Origin of the sequence: Paenibacillus sp. CR_12 (genome assembly GCF_041953985.1) — a bacterium.
GTDB lineage: Bacteria > Bacillota > Bacilli > Paenibacillales > Paenibacillaceae > Paenibacillus_AQ > Paenibacillus_AQ lautus_A.
In genome coordinates this window covers 35,600-51,246 of the sequence record NZ_JAVFHO010000015.1, presented here as the reverse complement: position 1 = coordinate 51,246, position 15,647 = coordinate 35,600, and the positions used below count along the sequence as shown (strand labels likewise).

General features: G+C 52.3%; 13 protein-coding genes. All 13 read right to left on the bottom strand.

What is annotated here, in order from left to right:
• Positions 1 to 11: 11 nt before the first annotated feature.
• The 13 genes from hslO to RB297_RS30640 all read right to left on the bottom strand — a co-directional run bounded on the left by hslO (position 12) and on the right by RB297_RS30640 (position 15,646).
• On the bottom strand, positions 12 to 896 hold the full coding sequence (gene hslO / locus RB297_RS30700) for an Hsp33 family molecular chaperone HslO (protein WP_009591925.1): 885 nt from the start codon (positions 894 to 896) through the stop codon (positions 12 to 14).
• Positions 897 to 953: 57 nt separating this feature from the next.
• The gene (locus RB297_RS30695) at positions 954 to 1,718 is read right to left on the bottom strand and encodes a type III pantothenate kinase (protein ID WP_009591942.1); all 765 of its coding nucleotides are present in this window, start codon (positions 1,716 to 1,718) and stop codon (positions 954 to 956) included.
• Positions 1,715 to 2,590: a carboxylating nicotinate-nucleotide diphosphorylase gene (nadC, locus tag RB297_RS30690; RefSeq protein WP_036661689.1), complete on the bottom strand. Its 876-nt coding sequence runs from the start codon at positions 2,588 to 2,590 to the stop codon at positions 1,715 to 1,717. Before nadC ends, RB297_RS30695 begins: the two co-directional genes overlap by 4 nt.
• Positions 2,580 to 4,196 carry an L-aspartate oxidase gene (gene nadB, locus RB297_RS30685; RefSeq protein ID WP_375122076.1) on the bottom strand — a complete coding sequence of 539 codons (1,617 nt, stop codon included), beginning with the start codon at positions 4,194 to 4,196 and terminating at the stop codon, positions 2,580 to 2,582. Before nadB ends, nadC begins: the two co-directional genes overlap by 11 nt.
• A 38-nt stretch (positions 4,197 to 4,234) precedes the next feature.
• Complete coding sequence (gene nadA / locus RB297_RS30680) at positions 4,235 to 5,173, bottom strand: quinolinate synthase NadA (RefSeq protein WP_096777315.1); 939 nt, start codon at positions 5,171 to 5,173, stop codon at positions 4,235 to 4,237.
• A gap of 229 nt (positions 5,174 to 5,402) precedes the next feature.
• Positions 5,403 to 7,472 carry an ATP-dependent zinc metalloprotease FtsH gene (ftsH, locus tag RB297_RS30675; RefSeq protein ID WP_375122075.1) on the bottom strand — a complete coding sequence of 690 codons (2,070 nt, stop codon included), beginning with the start codon at positions 7,470 to 7,472 and terminating at the stop codon, positions 5,403 to 5,405.
• A gap of 99 nt (positions 7,473 to 7,571) precedes the next feature.
• Positions 7,572 to 8,111 (bottom strand): hypoxanthine phosphoribosyltransferase, encoded by a 540-nt coding sequence (hpt, locus tag RB297_RS30670; RefSeq protein WP_012818323.1) that lies wholly within the window; start codon positions 8,109 to 8,111, stop codon positions 7,572 to 7,574.
• Positions 8,112 to 8,179: 68 nt separating this feature from the next.
• Positions 8,180 to 9,610 (bottom strand): tRNA lysidine(34) synthetase TilS, encoded by a 1,431-nt coding sequence (gene tilS / locus RB297_RS30665; protein ID WP_375122074.1) that lies wholly within the window; start codon positions 9,608 to 9,610, stop codon positions 8,180 to 8,182.
• Between the two features lie 416 nt (positions 9,611 to 10,026).
• Complete coding sequence (locus RB297_RS30660; RefSeq protein ID WP_375122073.1) at positions 10,027 to 10,947, bottom strand: serine/threonine protein kinase; 921 nt, start codon at positions 10,945 to 10,947, stop codon at positions 10,027 to 10,029.
• Positions 10,931 to 11,671 (bottom strand): vWA domain-containing protein, encoded by a 741-nt coding sequence (locus RB297_RS30655; protein WP_009591933.1) that lies wholly within the window; start codon positions 11,669 to 11,671, stop codon positions 10,931 to 10,933. Before RB297_RS30655 ends, RB297_RS30660 begins: the two co-directional genes overlap by 17 nt.
• Before the next feature lie 165 nt (positions 11,672 to 11,836).
• Positions 11,837 to 14,347: a stage II sporulation protein E gene (spoIIE, locus tag RB297_RS30650; protein WP_375122072.1), complete on the bottom strand. Its 2,511-nt coding sequence runs from the start codon at positions 14,345 to 14,347 to the stop codon at positions 11,837 to 11,839.
• 345 nt (positions 14,348 to 14,692) lie between these two features.
• On the bottom strand, positions 14,693 to 15,181 hold the full coding sequence (locus RB297_RS30645) for a S1 domain-containing RNA-binding protein (protein WP_009591896.1): 489 nt from the start codon (positions 15,179 to 15,181) through the stop codon (positions 14,693 to 14,695).
• Positions 15,182 to 15,295: 114 nt separating this feature from the next.
• A complete protein-coding gene (locus RB297_RS30640; RefSeq protein ID WP_009591911.1) occupies positions 15,296 to 15,646 on the bottom strand; it encodes an FtsB family cell division protein in 351 nt (116 codons plus the stop codon).
• Position 15,647: the final 1 nt, after the last annotated feature.

Here is a 15,647-nt window from a genome sequence, read left to right as displayed (position 1 = left end):
TCATCCCAACATTAAGATTTGGCCCGCTCTAGCACGGATTTAAGCTGTTCTCGGTCAAACGTATATCGTTCATTGCAAAAATGGCAGGAAACCTCTGCTTTGCCGTCCTCTTCGATCATCTGCTCAAGCTCTTCCCGTCCCAAGCTGATCAGTGCGCGCTCCACCCGCTCATGCGAGCAGTCGCAGCTGAAGTAGACTTCCGTTTCCTCCAGAATCGTCACATCCGGAACGACGCGTTTCAGGATATCCTCGAGATCCAGCCCTTCCTCCAGCATCTCGGTGATCGGAGGAATCTTGCTTAACGCAAGCTCGATCTCCGTAATCTCTTCATCGCTAACGCCGGGGAGAAGCTGAATGATGAAGCCGCCGGCATTGGCCACGGAATAATCCGGCGAAACCAGAACGCCCAAGCTTACCGCCGAGTTGGTCTGTTCGGATACGGCAAAATAATACGTGAAATCTTCGGCCAGCTCGCCCGAGATAATCGGCACGCTGCCACGGTAAGGCTCCTTCAATCCGAAATCCTTGACCACATCGATCTGACCGGTGGTCCCTACCGCAGCGGCTACGTCCATCTTGCCCGGGCGTATATTCGTCAGCTCCACATGCGGATTTTTGACATAACCGCGTACCTCGCCCTTGGCATTGCTCTCCGCCGCAATCAGACCGATCGGTCCATCGCCGCGAACCTGAATGCTAAGACGCTCATCTCCCTTCAGCATAGCTCCCATCATCGCTGCTGCTGACACGGTGCGGCCCAAAGCGGCTGTGACGACAGGGAACGTATCGTGTCTTCGGCGAAGCTCTTCCACCAGATCGGTTGTCCGAACGGCAAATGCGCGCACTTTCCCGTTTAACGCCGTTCCCCGCAGCATACGGTCTTTTTGATTACCCATCTTGAGGCCTCCTTGTCTTTCTGGTTGTTTGTAATATCTAACGGTTTTATATCGGTTCTAGTTACGCTCGTAAATAATACGCAAGCCTTCCAGCGTCAAGAGGGGGGAAATCTCTTCGATGGATTCCGTTTCGCCGGCAATCAGCTCAGCCATTCCCCCCGTGGCGATAACCTTAACATTGTCCGTTCCCATCTCGGCTTTTATGCGTTTAACCAGGCCATCGACCTGTCCTGCATAACCGAATACGATGCCGGCCTGCATGGCATGAACGGTGTTGCGCCCAATCACCTTTTTCGGCTTTTCGAGCTCTACGCGAGGAAGCTTGGAAGCACGCTGCACAAGGGCTTCCGTGGCAATGCCAATGCCCGGCACAATTACGCCGCCCAGATAGTTGCCTGCTTCATCAATGCAATCAAACGTCGTCGCCGTACCGAAATCCACTACGATCAGCGGCCCCCCGTACTGCTCGACGGCTGCTACTGCATTCACGATCCGGTCAGCCCCCACCTCGCGCGGATTCTCATACCGCAGATTGAGTCCGGTTTTGATCCCCGGCCCAACGATAAGGGGCGCCTTGCCAATATATTTATTGCACATTTCCTCGACCACGCGCACAAGCGGAGGAACTACGGAAGAGACAATAACGCCTTCTATTTGGCTTACCAATATATTGGACATTTGAAACAAATTGTGGATCAATACACCGTATTCGTCCACGGTAGACTGACGCGATGTACTGATCCGAAAATCATGCAGCAGTTTTTTTCCCTGGTACACACCCAGCACAATATTGGTATTCCCTACGTCCACAACGAGAATCAACCCTCTGCTCCTCCTTTCTTTGCATTCAGATCCAAACTAATATCGAGACTATGGAATGAATACGTCAGCCGTCCAACCGAAATGACATCGACCCCGGTCTCCGCAATCCCGCGCACGGTCTCCAGCGTCACGTTCCCCGACGCTTCGACGCGAACGTGGGGCGACTTGGCCTTGATTCTCCGCACGGCCTCCGTCATCATGTCATGACTCATGTTGTCCAGCATGATAATATCCGCGCCTGCAGCCAAGGCTTCTTCCACTTGCGCCAGGCTCTCGGTTTCAACTTCGATCGTCATGGTGTGCGGAATATGGGCTCTGGCCCGGCTGACCGCCTGGGCGATGCCGCCCGCACCCTTGATGTGATTATCCTTGATCATGACGGCATCGTACAGGCCGAAGCGATGATTCGCGCCGCCGCCGACCCGCACGGCATATTTCTCAAGCATCCGGTGGCCTGGCGTCGTTTTGCGGGTATCCACCAGCCTTGTCGGCAATCCCTCAAGCACATCAACAAAAGAACGTGTTTTGGTTGCAATGCCCGATAGACGCTGAAGCAAATTTAACGCGAGCCGCTCGCCTGTCAAAATACGATGGGTGCTTCCTTCCACCTCAGCGAGAACCGTCCCTTTTTCCACCACGTCTCCGTCACGGACCAATGCCGTAAACGTAAGCGTTGGATCTACCGTTTCGAATACCAGCTCTGCCACCGGCATGCCTGCCACGATGCCTGCCTCTTTGGCATGGATAACCCCTTTGGATTCGTGACCCGGCTCGATCGTGGTGAGGGTCGTAATATCCCCCGACCCAATATCCTCCTGAAGCCAAGTCCGTATGCTCTGGAGAAGGCCATCGTTATATCCGTTAAACATCATCGCTCAATTCCTCCGTCATTTCTTGGTCCCGTATAAACACAATATGCTTGCGCCATTCGCTGTCATTTCGCTCCGGATAATCCTCTCGGTAGTGAGCTCCCCGGCTTTCTTCCCGTCCCAGCGCGCCTTGAACCACCAGCAGGGATGCAGTCAGCATGTTCGCAAATTCGTATTCTTCACGCTTGGAGAGCATCGATTGGAACAAGGGCAGCTGACGGCCAAGCTCTTCCGCCGCTCTTATTAGAGTATCCCGATTTCTCCGAAGTCCTGCATAACGCACCATGACCTTCTGAAGCTTCAAGCGTTTTTCCACCATCGCTTGCGACGGAGCGTCCTTGCGGCCCAGATGAAATGATACCCCAAGAGGATCCCCAGAGGGTTCCGGGAGGCTCTTAATGCGCTCGACAATCCGACTGCCGTACACGACCGCCTCCGAAAGCGAATTGCTGGCCAACCGGTTCGCTCCGTGAACACCGGTAGACGAGACCTCTCCGCAAGCAAATAATCGCTTCACGCTGCTCTCGCCGTGCAGGTTGGTCTTGATGCCCCCCATCATATAATGCGCAGCCGGGGAGACCGGAATCCAATCGGACGATAAATCCAGCCCGTACTGCATGCATGTTTCATAAATCGTTGGGAATCGATGTTTGACCATTTCCGGCGACTCATGGGTAATATCCAGGTATACGAAGGTCGATCCCGTCGCTTCCATTTCACTGACAATGGCCCGTGCCACGATATCCCGGGGTGCCAGCTCCTGTAACTCATGGTATTTCGGCATGAACCGTTCCCCTCTTATATTACGAAGCACGGCACCTTCGCCGCGAACCGCCTCTGATATCAGGAAACGGGGAGCGCCCGGATAGCTTAGCGCCGTCGGATGAAACTGGATAAACTCCATATCCCGAATTTCCGCGCCTGCCCGATAAGCCATGGCGATGCCATCTGCGGTCGCAACCTCCGGATTGGTCGTGTACCGGTACAACTGACCGGCCCCGCCGGAACACATAATCGTCGCACGGCCGCGCACGAATACCCGCTTGCCATCCCGCATCTGTACCAATGCGCCGTGACACTCTCCCTGCTCGGTAATCAGGTCAATGACAAAATGATCGTCCCATACTTCTATATTGTGAAGCATTTCGACCTGAATGGAAAGAGCGCGCACAATTTCATAACCGGTAGCATCCCCGTTGGCATGAAGGATTCGTCGATGGCTGTGCGCACCTTCTTTGGTCAATGCAAGCTCGCCGTTCTCCACATCAAACGTCGTGCCGAGGCGAATCAGCTCCTGAACCCCGACGGGCCCCTCGTTTACAAGCACATCCACCGCGGCAGATGAGCATAGACCGGCCCCTGCTAGGAGGGTATCCTGGCGGTGATATGCTGGCGAGTCATCCTCCGCCGTTACGGCCGCGATCCCGCCTTGAGCATAACGCGTGTTGCTCTCGAGGAGCGATTTTTTCGTAATCAAAAGCACATTCTGAGTCGCACTTGCCATGATCGCCGTATATAAACCCGCAATGCCTGAACCGATCACGATGACATCCGTCTCTACAACCGGGAGATCGTTCAGCTCAAAATCAATCAAATACTGCGGTATCACGTTGCCTCACCTGTCTTTTCACGAAAGAGTAGCGCATGCTACTTAACCTGTAACATGCGCTCTAATGAAGTTCTGGCTTTCTCTGCAACGACCGGCGGCACATAGATCTGCGGCTTCATCGTTTCAAGTGCTCTCACCAGCTTTTTGAGATTATTCACTTTCATATTTGGACATACCAGGAATTTCGTCGCGAAGTGGAACGATTTATCCGGGCTATCCAATCGAAGCTGATAACCGGTACCGTCCTCAGTTCCCACGATAAACTCCTTGGCCGATGACTGTTTGCAATATTCCAGGATGGCGGTTGTGCTTCCCACAAAGTCACCCATGGCAACAACCTCCGGACGGCATTCCGGATGCACCACAAATTCAGCCTGAGGATATTTGGCCCTCATCTCGACGACATCCTTAACGGTCAGCATGTCATGCGTGTTGCAGTATCCTTCCCAAATAATGAGTTTCTTGTCGGTATGCTGCTGAACATAATGCCCCAGGTTCTTATCGGGAACCCATATAATTTCGTCCGAATCCACCGACTGAATCACTTTCACGGCGTTGGAGGAAGTGCAGCAGATATCCGTTTCGGCCTTGATTTCAGCGGATGAATTGATGTACGTAACCACCTTCGCATTCGGATGCTGCGCTTTCAATTTCCGCAGTCCGTCCACGTTCACCATATCGGCCATAGGACAGCCGGCCCGTTCATCCGGAATGAGAACCGTTTTGTTTGGTGCCAGGATTTTGGCGCTCTCGCCCATAAAATGCACGCCGCAGAATACGATGACCTCGGCGTCGGTTTGTGCCGCCTTCTGCGCGAGCAAGAAGGAATCCCCCCGGAAATCAGCAACCTCCTGAATTTCGTCCCGTTGATAATAATGAGCCAAAATAATTGCATTGCGTTCCTTCTTCAACTGCATTAACCGCTCACGCAGTTCACGGTTCTGTTCTGCCTTGCGCTCCAGTGCCAAAGCTTCCATGATCGACCCTCTCCCTTTATGTAGTCCGGCTGTTCGCCGCTGATGACCATGTGACTTTCAGGATGGTTTCCACCTTTGTGAAAGGAAGCGCATCCTTATTTAACAACTAATGTACACGTTCGTTCTGTCCCCTGTCAATGTGATAGAAAGCACAAAAAGAACCGGAAAACGAATTATCGTTCTCCGGTTCTTCTTTTTTATTCGGTATTCGATGTTTTATCAACGAATATTACGTTAATCTGCTGTTACCGTTGTCCGATCCGCCTGGAGGATCCTTGCGTTCGGAATCTTTGGTTTCCGGTGCTGGATCATTCGAATCCATCGGGTTGTTCGGAATTTCTTCCGTGGAAGTCGACTGCCCGCCGTCTTCTTTCCCTTGGATGCGAACTTTCACGTCGCCAATGTTGTCGATGATCGGTTCGCCGTTCTCCGAGGAACCTTCACCTTCGCCACTGCCATCGCCTTCAGCCGATCCGGTCTCAATGAGGTTCTTAATCTGCTCAAGCTCCAGTGTTTCCTTCTCCAGAAGCGTGTTAGCAATCAGATGAACCTCTTTGGAATGCTTGGTCAGAAGCTCTCTACACTTCTCATAACATTCGTTAATGAACCGCTGCATTTCCTGATCGATTTCATAAGCGATTGCATCACTATAGTTCTGCTCGTGTCCGATATCACGTCCCAGGAACACTTGTCCTTGGGATGTACCGAACTGCATCGGTCCGAGCTTCTCACTCATACCGTATTCAACAATCATGCTGCGGATGATGCCCGTTGCTTGCTGGAAGTCGCTGTAGGCTCCGGTTCCGATTTCGCCGATGAACAGCTCCTCGGCGACACGGCCGCCAAGCAAACCGGTTACGCGGTCCAGCAATTCCTGCTTCGTTACGAGCATCCGATCTTCCTTCGGCATCATGATGACATATCCGCCGGCACGGCCGCGAGGAATAATCGTTACCTTGTGCACCGTATCGGCATGCTCAAGGAAGTAACCCACAATGGTATGACCGGCTTCATGGTAAGCTACGATGCGTTTCTCGCGGTCGCTGATCACGCGGCTGCGCTTCTCGGTACCCACGATAACGCGGTCAATCGCTTCATCCACTTCTCGCATGGAGATATCTTTACGGTTGCGGCGAGCCGCAAGCAAGGCAGCCTCGTTCAGGAGATTCTCCAGATCGGCGCCCGTAAAACCGGTTGTACGTTTGGCGATGATGTCGAGCTTGACATCCTTCGTCAACGGTTTGTTGCGTGCATGAACCTTCAGTACGGCTTCACGGCCCTTCACATCCGGGCGATCGACGGTAATCTGACGGTCAAAACGTCCCGGGCGAAGAAGCGCCGGGTCCAAAATATCCGGTCGGTTGGTCGCAGCGACGATGATAATGCCTTCGTTCGCTCCGAAACCGTCCATCTCAACCAGCAATTGGTTGAGCGTCTGCTCGCGCTCGTCATGACCGCCGCCGAGACCGGCACCGCGCTGACGACCTACAGCATCAATCTCATCAATGAAGATGATACATGGTGCATTCTTCTTCGCGTTTTCGAACAAGTCGCGTACGCGAGAAGCACCGACGCCGACAAACATCTCTACGAAGTCGGAACCGGAAATACTGAAGAACGGCACTCCCGCTTCGCCGGCAACGGCGCGTGCAAGGAGCGTCTTACCGGTTCCCGGAGGACCGACAAGCAGGACGCCCTTCGGAATGCGAGCGCCAACCGTGTTAAATTTGCGCGGATCCTTCAAGAAGTCAACAACCTCGACAAGCTCCTGCTTCTCTTCATCTGCTCCGGCTACATCTTCAAATGTAATCCGTTTCTTCTCTTCATTATATAAGCGGGCTTTGCTCTTACCAAAGTTCATCACTTTGCCGCCGCCGCCCTGAGCCTGATTGAACAGGAAGAAGAACAGAACAAACATAATGATGAGCGGAATAAAGGATGAAAGCAATGTCAGCCAAATGCTTTGGCCTTCCATTGGCACCACGGACAGTTTGACATTGTTGCTATCACTGGCTGCAGTCAGCTCTTGCATCGCTGCATCCGTGGCAGGAATATAGGTCGAGAAATTCTCCGATTTTTTCTCTTCGGATATCTCCCTATACTTACCGGTCACCAGATAAGCGTAACCGTCAAATTGTACCGTCATTTCCTCTATGTTGTTAGCTTTGACTTCCTGCCGCAGTTGATTATAACTAGGGGCATCGGCTTGCTCGCCGCCATTGGTGACGAATTGTACTATGCCCACCACGACTAAAAATAGAATCAAATAAAAACCAGAATTCCGGATGAACCGACTCATCCCCTACCTCCTCTCAAGACACATAAGATATTTTACCACAGCCTGTCTGGCCATCTCAACAAAGGCCCCCGATCTGTGGCAGCAGCCCATTGGCGCGGTTTAACTGCTGTAGATTTCCGGTTTCAGAATCCCGATGTAGGGGAGGTTCCGGTAATGCTCGGCGTAATCGAGCCCGTATCCGACAACAAAAGCATCCGGCAGCACGAATCCGGTATAATCAGCCTGCAAATCCACCGTACGGCGTGCCGGCTTGTCGAACAGGGTGACAACACGCACCGAGTTTGCCTTGCGGCTCTTAAGAAGCTCAATCAAATGGCTGAGCGTAAGACCGCTGTCGATAATATCCTCCACAATCAGAACATCCCTTCCTTCAACGGAAGCGTCCAGATCTTTAATGATCTTGACCACGCCAGAGGATTTGGTTGATGCTCCATAGCTGGATACAGCCATGAAATCCAACTCTAGAGGTACTGATATGGATTTAACCAAGTCGGCCATAAAAATAAACGCACCTTTAAGAACGCAAATAACGAGCGGATTGCGTCCCTCATATTCGGCGCTGAGCTTGGAACCGAGTTCCTTAATTTTTGCGCGAATCTCTTCTTCACTGATGAGTATTTCCTGAATGTCATTCTGCAACTTAAGTGGACCTCCTACGTTTATACTATGAAAGCGTGAAACGGGCCATTCTTCGTTTTACACTTGCCTTAAACATCCGACAGCTCCATTCGGAGAACTCGTGATGTGTGCCGCCCGCAAGCGGCGTGAACGGAACGTCGTACACCTGGAATCCATACGATGCTGCCGGAACCGTCACAAAGAATAGGAATCCGGGCACGGACAGACGGCGGGATTTTCTCATCAATGAGAATATCTTTCACCTTTTTGCTTCCGTTTAATCCCATGATCTTCATCTTGTCTCCCGGCTGTCTGTTGCGCACGGTTAAAGGAAACTGCAGCTCATCCGCATCAAAATCCGCCACAAAGGCCGATGGTCTGGAGCCGCTCCGGCTTTCGCTTCCTGTCTTTAACGACAATGTCAGCATTTTTCCGATTTCCTTAACATAAAGCTCTGACGCATCAGGAGAATCAAGAATGTATATGTACTGTCCCTGTTCTTCCGGAGGTTTAGGCCAAAACTGGATCACTCCGTACTCACGAACACAGGTAATGCCGTCACCCAGATCCAGACGCCAGTTGCTTCGCTGATCGTTAAGAATGCCGTGGCGCACCGTTTCAATCTTGACAAAATCGGTGTTTTCCTGATCTGAGGGCAGGTAATTTAATATTAGTTTAATCAAACGCCGTTGTAAAGCGACATGTAAGCCCAAAAAGGAAGGCGCGTCGAAAGCGAGCCTCCCATCGTTCTCCTGTACCAAACTCCGAAATTGCTTCGCAGCTTCAAGCTCCACAAAATCATCCTCCTGCTGGACAATTTCGGCCAGCTGATTGAGTGAGGAGGAGAACTGCCCGTTGTATCGCTCCAAAAAAGGAAATACTTCCAGGCGAATCGCATTACGGCGGTACTTCGTCTGCAGATTGCTGTGATCCACCGCATACTGGAATCCGCATACGCGGCAGAGCTCCACGATATCCGCCTTGTACATACGAAGGAACGGGCGGATAAGTTCCACTTTTTTTTCCGTGCGCTTAAATTTGATGCCGCCCAGGCCCGACAAACCGCTTCCGCGCAGTAGCCTCATGAATACCGTCTCGGCTTGATCGTCGGCATGATGAGCCAGAGCCACGGAGCGCGCATTGTGTTTCCGGGCCGTTTGCAGCAGAAATTCGTAACGCTTCTCTCTTGCCGCCTCCTGTCCACCCTTGCCGCTCTCTTCCATATAAGCGGGAATATCGATGAACGCCGTTTCCAATGGAAGTCCGAGCGACTCCGCCAGCTCGCGCACCATCTCCGCCTCCTGATCCGACTCTTTTCGAAAACCATGATGCACATGAGCGCAGATCAATCGGAGCGGCGTACGGTGCTTTGAGATTTCATGCAGAACGTGAAGAAGCGCAACGGAATCCGGTCCGCCGGAAACGGCAACCACGATACCGTCGCCTTCCGACCACAAATCAAACTCTGCGGCGGTACGCTCGATATGTTGGACGAATGTTCGTAAATAATCCTGTTTCACTTCCAGATCCCCTTTAGAGGTTGTTCAAAAAGTCCGCTTTTGATAAGAAAACCCCTATCGAGGCCACTTCAAGGATGAGCGACCGCGATGCATAGGTAGGTTTTCTTGCGATATAGAATTTCACCAGTTCCACTGATAACTCATAAATTCTATATCTAACACGAAGTGAATCCGGAAGCCACTCGGCATCGAATCTTGAATTCAGCCGGGCCTAAGCAGATGCTTTCGAAGTATGTTTCCTGCGGAAACATTTCAGGTGCTCACGTACCAAAGCGTACGCTCCATTCCTGACGTCCCTAGTTTCATTCAACTGAAGCGTTTTGAAAAAACGCACATCGGAGCATAACCTTCTCGGTGCTGAAAACCGACCTTTTTGAACTCGCACCTTTATGAACTTCCAGTAACAAGGCAACTACTCATGAGCGGAAGAAGAAATAAACGGCGCAGGCCATAATGACCAAGGACAACCCAAACGCGTTCCTTAGCCAGCGCGGCGTACGTCCCGGAACGGGGCGCCCGCTTTGGCTCGAGCCTTCATATATCCGTTTTCTCCACTCGTTCAGCGCTTCCCGTGAATCCGCGAATTCTCCCGACAATGCCTTGTTCAGCCAGACGGCGTACGGCTTGAATACGGGGTTTCTTCGCAGCACCAGCTGCAGGTCGGCAACGCTCCGGGTTTGGGGAAGCTGACAAGACGCCTCCTTAAGCGACTTCTCATCCAGCAGGCCGATGCACATCACGGCAAACGAGAACAAATCATAGGATACGTCGCCGGTCCGGCTCCCGGCATTCCAGTATCCCCGGTCGTACCATTCCGTAAACTGCTTTACGCTGCGCCCGAAAGAGCTGACGCCGCCGTAATCGATCAGTTCCACCCTTCCGTAGGCCGAAACCATCACATTATTCGGCTTCAAATCACCGAATGCATAACCGGATGCATGCAGAACGGACAGCTTCTCAAGCAGCTTCAGCCCGATCAGGCCGACCCATTCGGTGCCCCGTTTGCGAATAAAATGATGCAGCGGGCTCCCCTCGATGTAACGCATGACATAGAAGGACACTTCGCCGCTGCCGTCATGATGATCGTCCGCCTCCACGAGGTAAGGGTCCGTCATTTGTTCTTTGAGCGCATTCAGCACATTAATTTCGGATTGTAGATCCAGAGCGTCATAGCCTACTTTTAAAGCATAACGCTCGCGCACTCCTGCCCGGTGGACCAGATACACCTTGCCGTTAGCCCCTTTACCGAGCATACGTTCCACGATGTACCGGCTGTTCCGCCATTTGCCCTTAATTACGGTTCCTGGCGGATAACCCGGGTTAGACAACGTAGTCACCGAGCATCCCTTCCTCTTGGCTGGAACGACCCTGCCATGATTGATTACCTTCTAGTGTACCATATCGGTAAAATTCAATCACCTTTAACAAGGCAGGTCCTGTCGGCGTCGCCCCCTTCATCTGCAGCCTGCTGAACATGCCGCGGGCACCGTCAAGATCCGAGGTCCAATCCACGTCCATGACGATATCCTCGCCGCTATGTTTTCCGGGAAAGTGGAATACCGACAATTCGCTTGAGCCTGCGCGCGCTTTCAAGCTCAGCATCAGGTCGCGTATCGCTTCCTCAACGGCTGCCAGCTTAGGCTTCATGCTTGCACTTGCATCGATTAACAGCGCAACCTGAAGGGATGACGTCTCGGCCAGCTCATCCACCACTTCGACGACTTGCGAACGCTTGTCCGGCGGAAGTTCCTCCAGCGTCCCGCCTCCCAAAATATGCTGTATCTCCTTATTTACCGCTTGTTGGATCGTCTGAACCACCGTTTTCCGAGTCATCATCTGCATCGTCTGTGCAAGCTGCGGCGTACCCACGATCCGGTGTATGCCTCCTCCCGCTTTGGCTATCTCCTGTATTTCCAATCCCCCAAGTTCACCGATCGTCCCGTAATCAAGGACCCCCACCACGTTGACGACAATACCATCCTGCAGCGCATGCGCCGCGGCCAGAACCGGACTGGCACCGACATTCGAACACCCGTCTGTAATCAGCAAGATTTGTTTCATAATCAAATTGCCTCCCGTCTGATCCATCCTATCGATTGGATTTCTATCTCTATCATTTCCACATTCAAGAGAGTTCAAACGACAATCAGGAAGAATAGACGGAAAAGAATTGACCGGCTCCGGGCCTCCATTTCCCGGGTAATCGCTTTGTTATATTGTAAATCCTCAGCTAACCGTTCGAGGCCGCTCCATGCGGGCGAATCCCGGAACATGCACATTTGACCATTCCGGATGGAAGTGATCCACGCGCCCGACCACCACCGTCATATCATCATGGATTTGATTCTGTTGATAGCGGATCACCTTCTCAAGCAGGCAATCGGCTATTTCCTGCGGGTCTTCACTGTTCACCTCCTGGATCATTCGTTTCATCCATAACTCCTTGTTCACCGCGTAACCCGGCGCATCATAAATGCCATCCGTCATCATAATGAGAACATCGCCCGCCTGCAGCTGCAGGGATACCAAATCCACCTCGATATCCTGGATAATGCCGATGGGAAGATTGCTGGCCGAGACCGGTATGACATCATTGCCCCTTTTGATAAAGCTTGGCGTCGAACCGATCTTCATAAAAGTGGTCTGAGCCGTGTATTGATCGATGAGAGCCATATCGACGGTAGCATAGATTTCATCCGGCGAGCGCAGCATCAGGATCGAGTTGACCGATTTAATCGCCAGCTTCTCATCCATGCCGGATTGTAGCAGCTGCTCTAATATATTCAGGGCCGAGCTGCTCTCGAGCCTTGCCCTTTCCCCGTTCCCCATTCCATCGCTGAGCGCTACCGCAAACGTGCCGTTGCCCAGCTCAACCGTGCTGAAACTATCCCCTGATAAAATATCTCCTCCCTTGGCCGCTGCCGCTACGCCCGTCATAATTTCAAATGTTTTGGCCGAACCGAAACGCACCGTCGCCAATCCGTCCCTTGGATGGGTCAGGGTTTCTTCCATCACGGCGATATGCTCCCCGAGAATGTCGGACAGCAGCGGCCCGATAATCTTCCTGCATTCGTCGTATCCGCGGGTATATGCATGAACGATCTCAATCTCGACCTGACCCGAATCCAGGCTAATAATATCGATGCCTTGAATCGATAACCCCAACTGCTGAAGCGCTTCCCTGATCTGCTCCTCCTGAATGTGCATCGTCTGGCTTTCCCGTTTAATCTCCCGAGCCAAATCCTCCATGACCTGCGACACGCCCGATAATTGTTCCGCTACCAGATGGCGGCTATCGTATATTTGGCGTTTCCACTGCATATCATGTTGGTAAAGATGATACTGCTGCTTCAGGATGCCGAGCACCTCCTCCTTCTTGGCGCAGATCCGGCTCCACTCCGGCGGCAGATCGTCTGCTTCCATCTCGGGATTCTCCTCGATCGAGGTCATCATATCGGTCATATATTTATAAGTCTGGTAGAATTTCATGTCCCAGCACTGATTCCGTTTATAGCAGGTGGCGCAGCTTCCTTCCGCCACGGCATTCATGAAATGATTCATCTCCTCCGCCTGTTTGCCTGGAGGCTGTATGACCCCTGACGTTTGTCCGAAACTTTGCGAGAGCTGGCGGAACACCTTGGAGAATTGGGTCACGCGATCGGCTGTGAGGTCCCGGACCCGCTTGGCATATTCATGCTGAGAACGGGTATGATCCTGCGTCCCCGGCACATATCTGCCGATGGCCTGCATCACGCTTTTCGGTGTAATGAGGAACAGCACGATGGCTGCGCAGGTTTCCCATGTGGAGATCATGACTTCTCCGGGATTGCTGAAATAGATGGAAAGAATGGTTGCCCCGAGCAGCATGCCCAGCGAAACGCCGCCCTTCTTCCCTTCCTTCAGCATACCGGCGAGCATCCCGGAAAAGGCGAGCAGGCTCATCTGCGAGAAGGCCGATATATTGGCCAAACTGAGGATTAGGCCCGTCACTACGCCAACCGAGGCGCCCAGCGGCGCACCCCCTACCAACGCAAACAGCAGAATCAGATACCGGGATAAGACATGCTCCACCGACAGGGATTGAACGGTCCAGCCGACGGCACCTGTCATGACCGACGCCAGCAGAATGATGATGCATAAAATTTCTTCATTACGAAGAACATGCGTTTTTTTACGAAGCGTCAGCACCGGAATCGCCTGGATAAAGACCAGCGTCAATACGAAACTGAGTACGGCATTCAAGGTGAGCATCATCATGGAGTACCAGGTAATGCTTGGTCCGATGAGGACGCTGAACAAGTTCACAAAGAAGGTGGAGACAAATACCATCAAAGGTGCATAAGACAATTCCGCCCGATCATACGTCTCCAATCCCCGCATCATAAAATAAAAGATCAAAATCTCTGCCGGCACCATCCATGCCACCGGAAAGGAAGCAAATAAACTTCCTGCAACGATCGCTGCGCCTACCGGCAGCAAAACATCGCGTCGCATAAAGGCGATGACTGCGAAATAGGCGACGGCAAATGGAGAAAGTTCCCCCAGAATCATAGCTCGTCCGAGCAGAAGACCCATGAAGGTTAGCAGGATCATCCACTTCTTTGCGGCCAGGAAGTGGATGGGACGCTGCAGGAAAGGCAGCTGCCCTAACCGTTCCGCCACGCGGGCACGAATGGAACCCGCTCCCCCTTTAACTGCCTCAGTACCCGGAAACATCACCAGATTTCTTTTATCCATTACGCTGGCACCCCATTCTTCACGAATTTGTTGGTCCCATTATAAAACCCCCGTTTCGGAAAGTTTGTCAGAACACCGGACAAGCCCCAAAGAAATTTCCGACAAAATCAACGTGCCCTGCGAACGTTCGGGAAACGACCGCTCATCCCCCGCGCCCAGCCGGGTTTCCGCAGGTCTAGCCTGGGGCGTTCGGGCAGACCATTTCCCGAATTGAGGCGGCCACCCTGCGTTCATTCCGCAGATTGGCGCCGTAAAATGCGTAGGAACCTGTCGTACCCTTGGATGCAACGACAAAAAAACCGCAGAAGGCAATTTCCCTCTGCGGTCAGTTTATATTTTATCGAATTACATACGTTTGGCTCCGCGTCCGCCGCGTTTGCCTTCCGTATTCTTCTTGAGCGAAGAGATTCGTTCTTCACTGTCTTTCAGGAAGCGTGACATTTTATCCTCAAATGAAGGCTTGTTGGCCGCAGGCTTAAACGGGCGTCCACCGCGTTCGCGGTTGAATCCTCCTCCACCGCCACCTCCGAATCGTTCTCCGCCGCCTCCACTGCGTTCCGGTCTCGGTGCGCGGGGTGGACGACTTTCGGAAGCCGGCTTGTCGACAGCCTGCTTGATCGAAAGACCGATCTTGCCGTCCTTGTCGACATTAATCACCTTCACGGTAACGACATCGTTGATCTTCAAATGATCGTTGACATCCTTAACGTAGTTGTCGGCGATTTCCGAGATGTGAACGAGACCCGTGACACCTCCTGACAGATCCACAAATGCTCCAAAATGCGTTATGCCTGTCACCTTGCCCTCTAACTTGGTGCCCACTTCAATTGCCATAGAATAAAATGATCCTCCCTTAAAAATATACAGTCCGATTTAGAAATCGCGCTGCGGTGATTTGATTATACGATAATGACCTAAACAAGGTCAACAGACGTCTGTCATGCCTAATTACGGCGATTCGCCCGAATTTTGGGGCTGAATGATCGGCGTTTCATTCGGCAGATACAATCCGAACTTCTTGCGGGCAATCTGCCCGATATATTCTGGGTCCTTCAATCGCTCCACTTCGTGAGTAATCTGGATGAGCGACTGTTCAACGGACTTATAATCCTCTTGCTTCTGAGCTAGCGCTTCGTTCTGATTACGGATGCGGTCATTCTGGGACCAGAGCGTTGATCCTGCCCAGATCAAAAACAGCGCCATCATCGCCACAAACATTCTCTTACGCCGGCGGGCGCCTTTGTTCTTTGTCTTGGTTTGTTGGGGAGCCTGCTTCGATGGATCAGCAAATCTTCCCATG

Excerpts from the sequence above, each read along its gene's own strand:
- hslO (WP_009591925.1), bottom strand. The coding sequence starts at position 896 with ATGGGTAATCAAAAAGACCGTATGCTGCGGGGAACGGCGTTAAACGGG.
- nadC (WP_036661689.1), bottom strand. The coding sequence starts at position 2,590 with ATGATGTTTAACGGATATAACGATGGCCTTCTCCAGAGCATACGGACT.
- nadA (WP_096777315.1), bottom strand. The coding sequence starts at position 5,173 with ATGGAAGCTTTGGCACTGGAGCGCAAGGCAGAACAGAACCGTGAACTG.
- ftsH (WP_375122075.1), bottom strand. The coding sequence starts at position 7,472 with ATGAGTCGGTTCATCCGGAATTCTGGTTTTTATTTGATTCTATTTTTA.
- RB297_RS30655 (WP_009591933.1), bottom strand. The coding sequence starts at position 11,671 with ATGAAACAAATCTTGCTGATTACAGACGGGTGTTCGAATGTCGGTGCC.
- spoIIE (WP_375122072.1), bottom strand. The coding sequence starts at position 14,347 with ATGGATAAAAGAAATCTGGTGATGTTTCCGGGTACTGAGGCAGTTAAA.
- RB297_RS30645 (WP_009591896.1), bottom strand. The coding sequence starts at position 15,181 with ATGGCAATTGAAGTGGGCACCAAGTTAGAGGGCAAGGTGACAGGCATA.
- RB297_RS30640 (WP_009591911.1), bottom strand. The coding sequence starts at position 15,646 with ATGGGAAGATTTGCTGATCCATCGAAGCAGGCTCCCCAACAAACCAAG.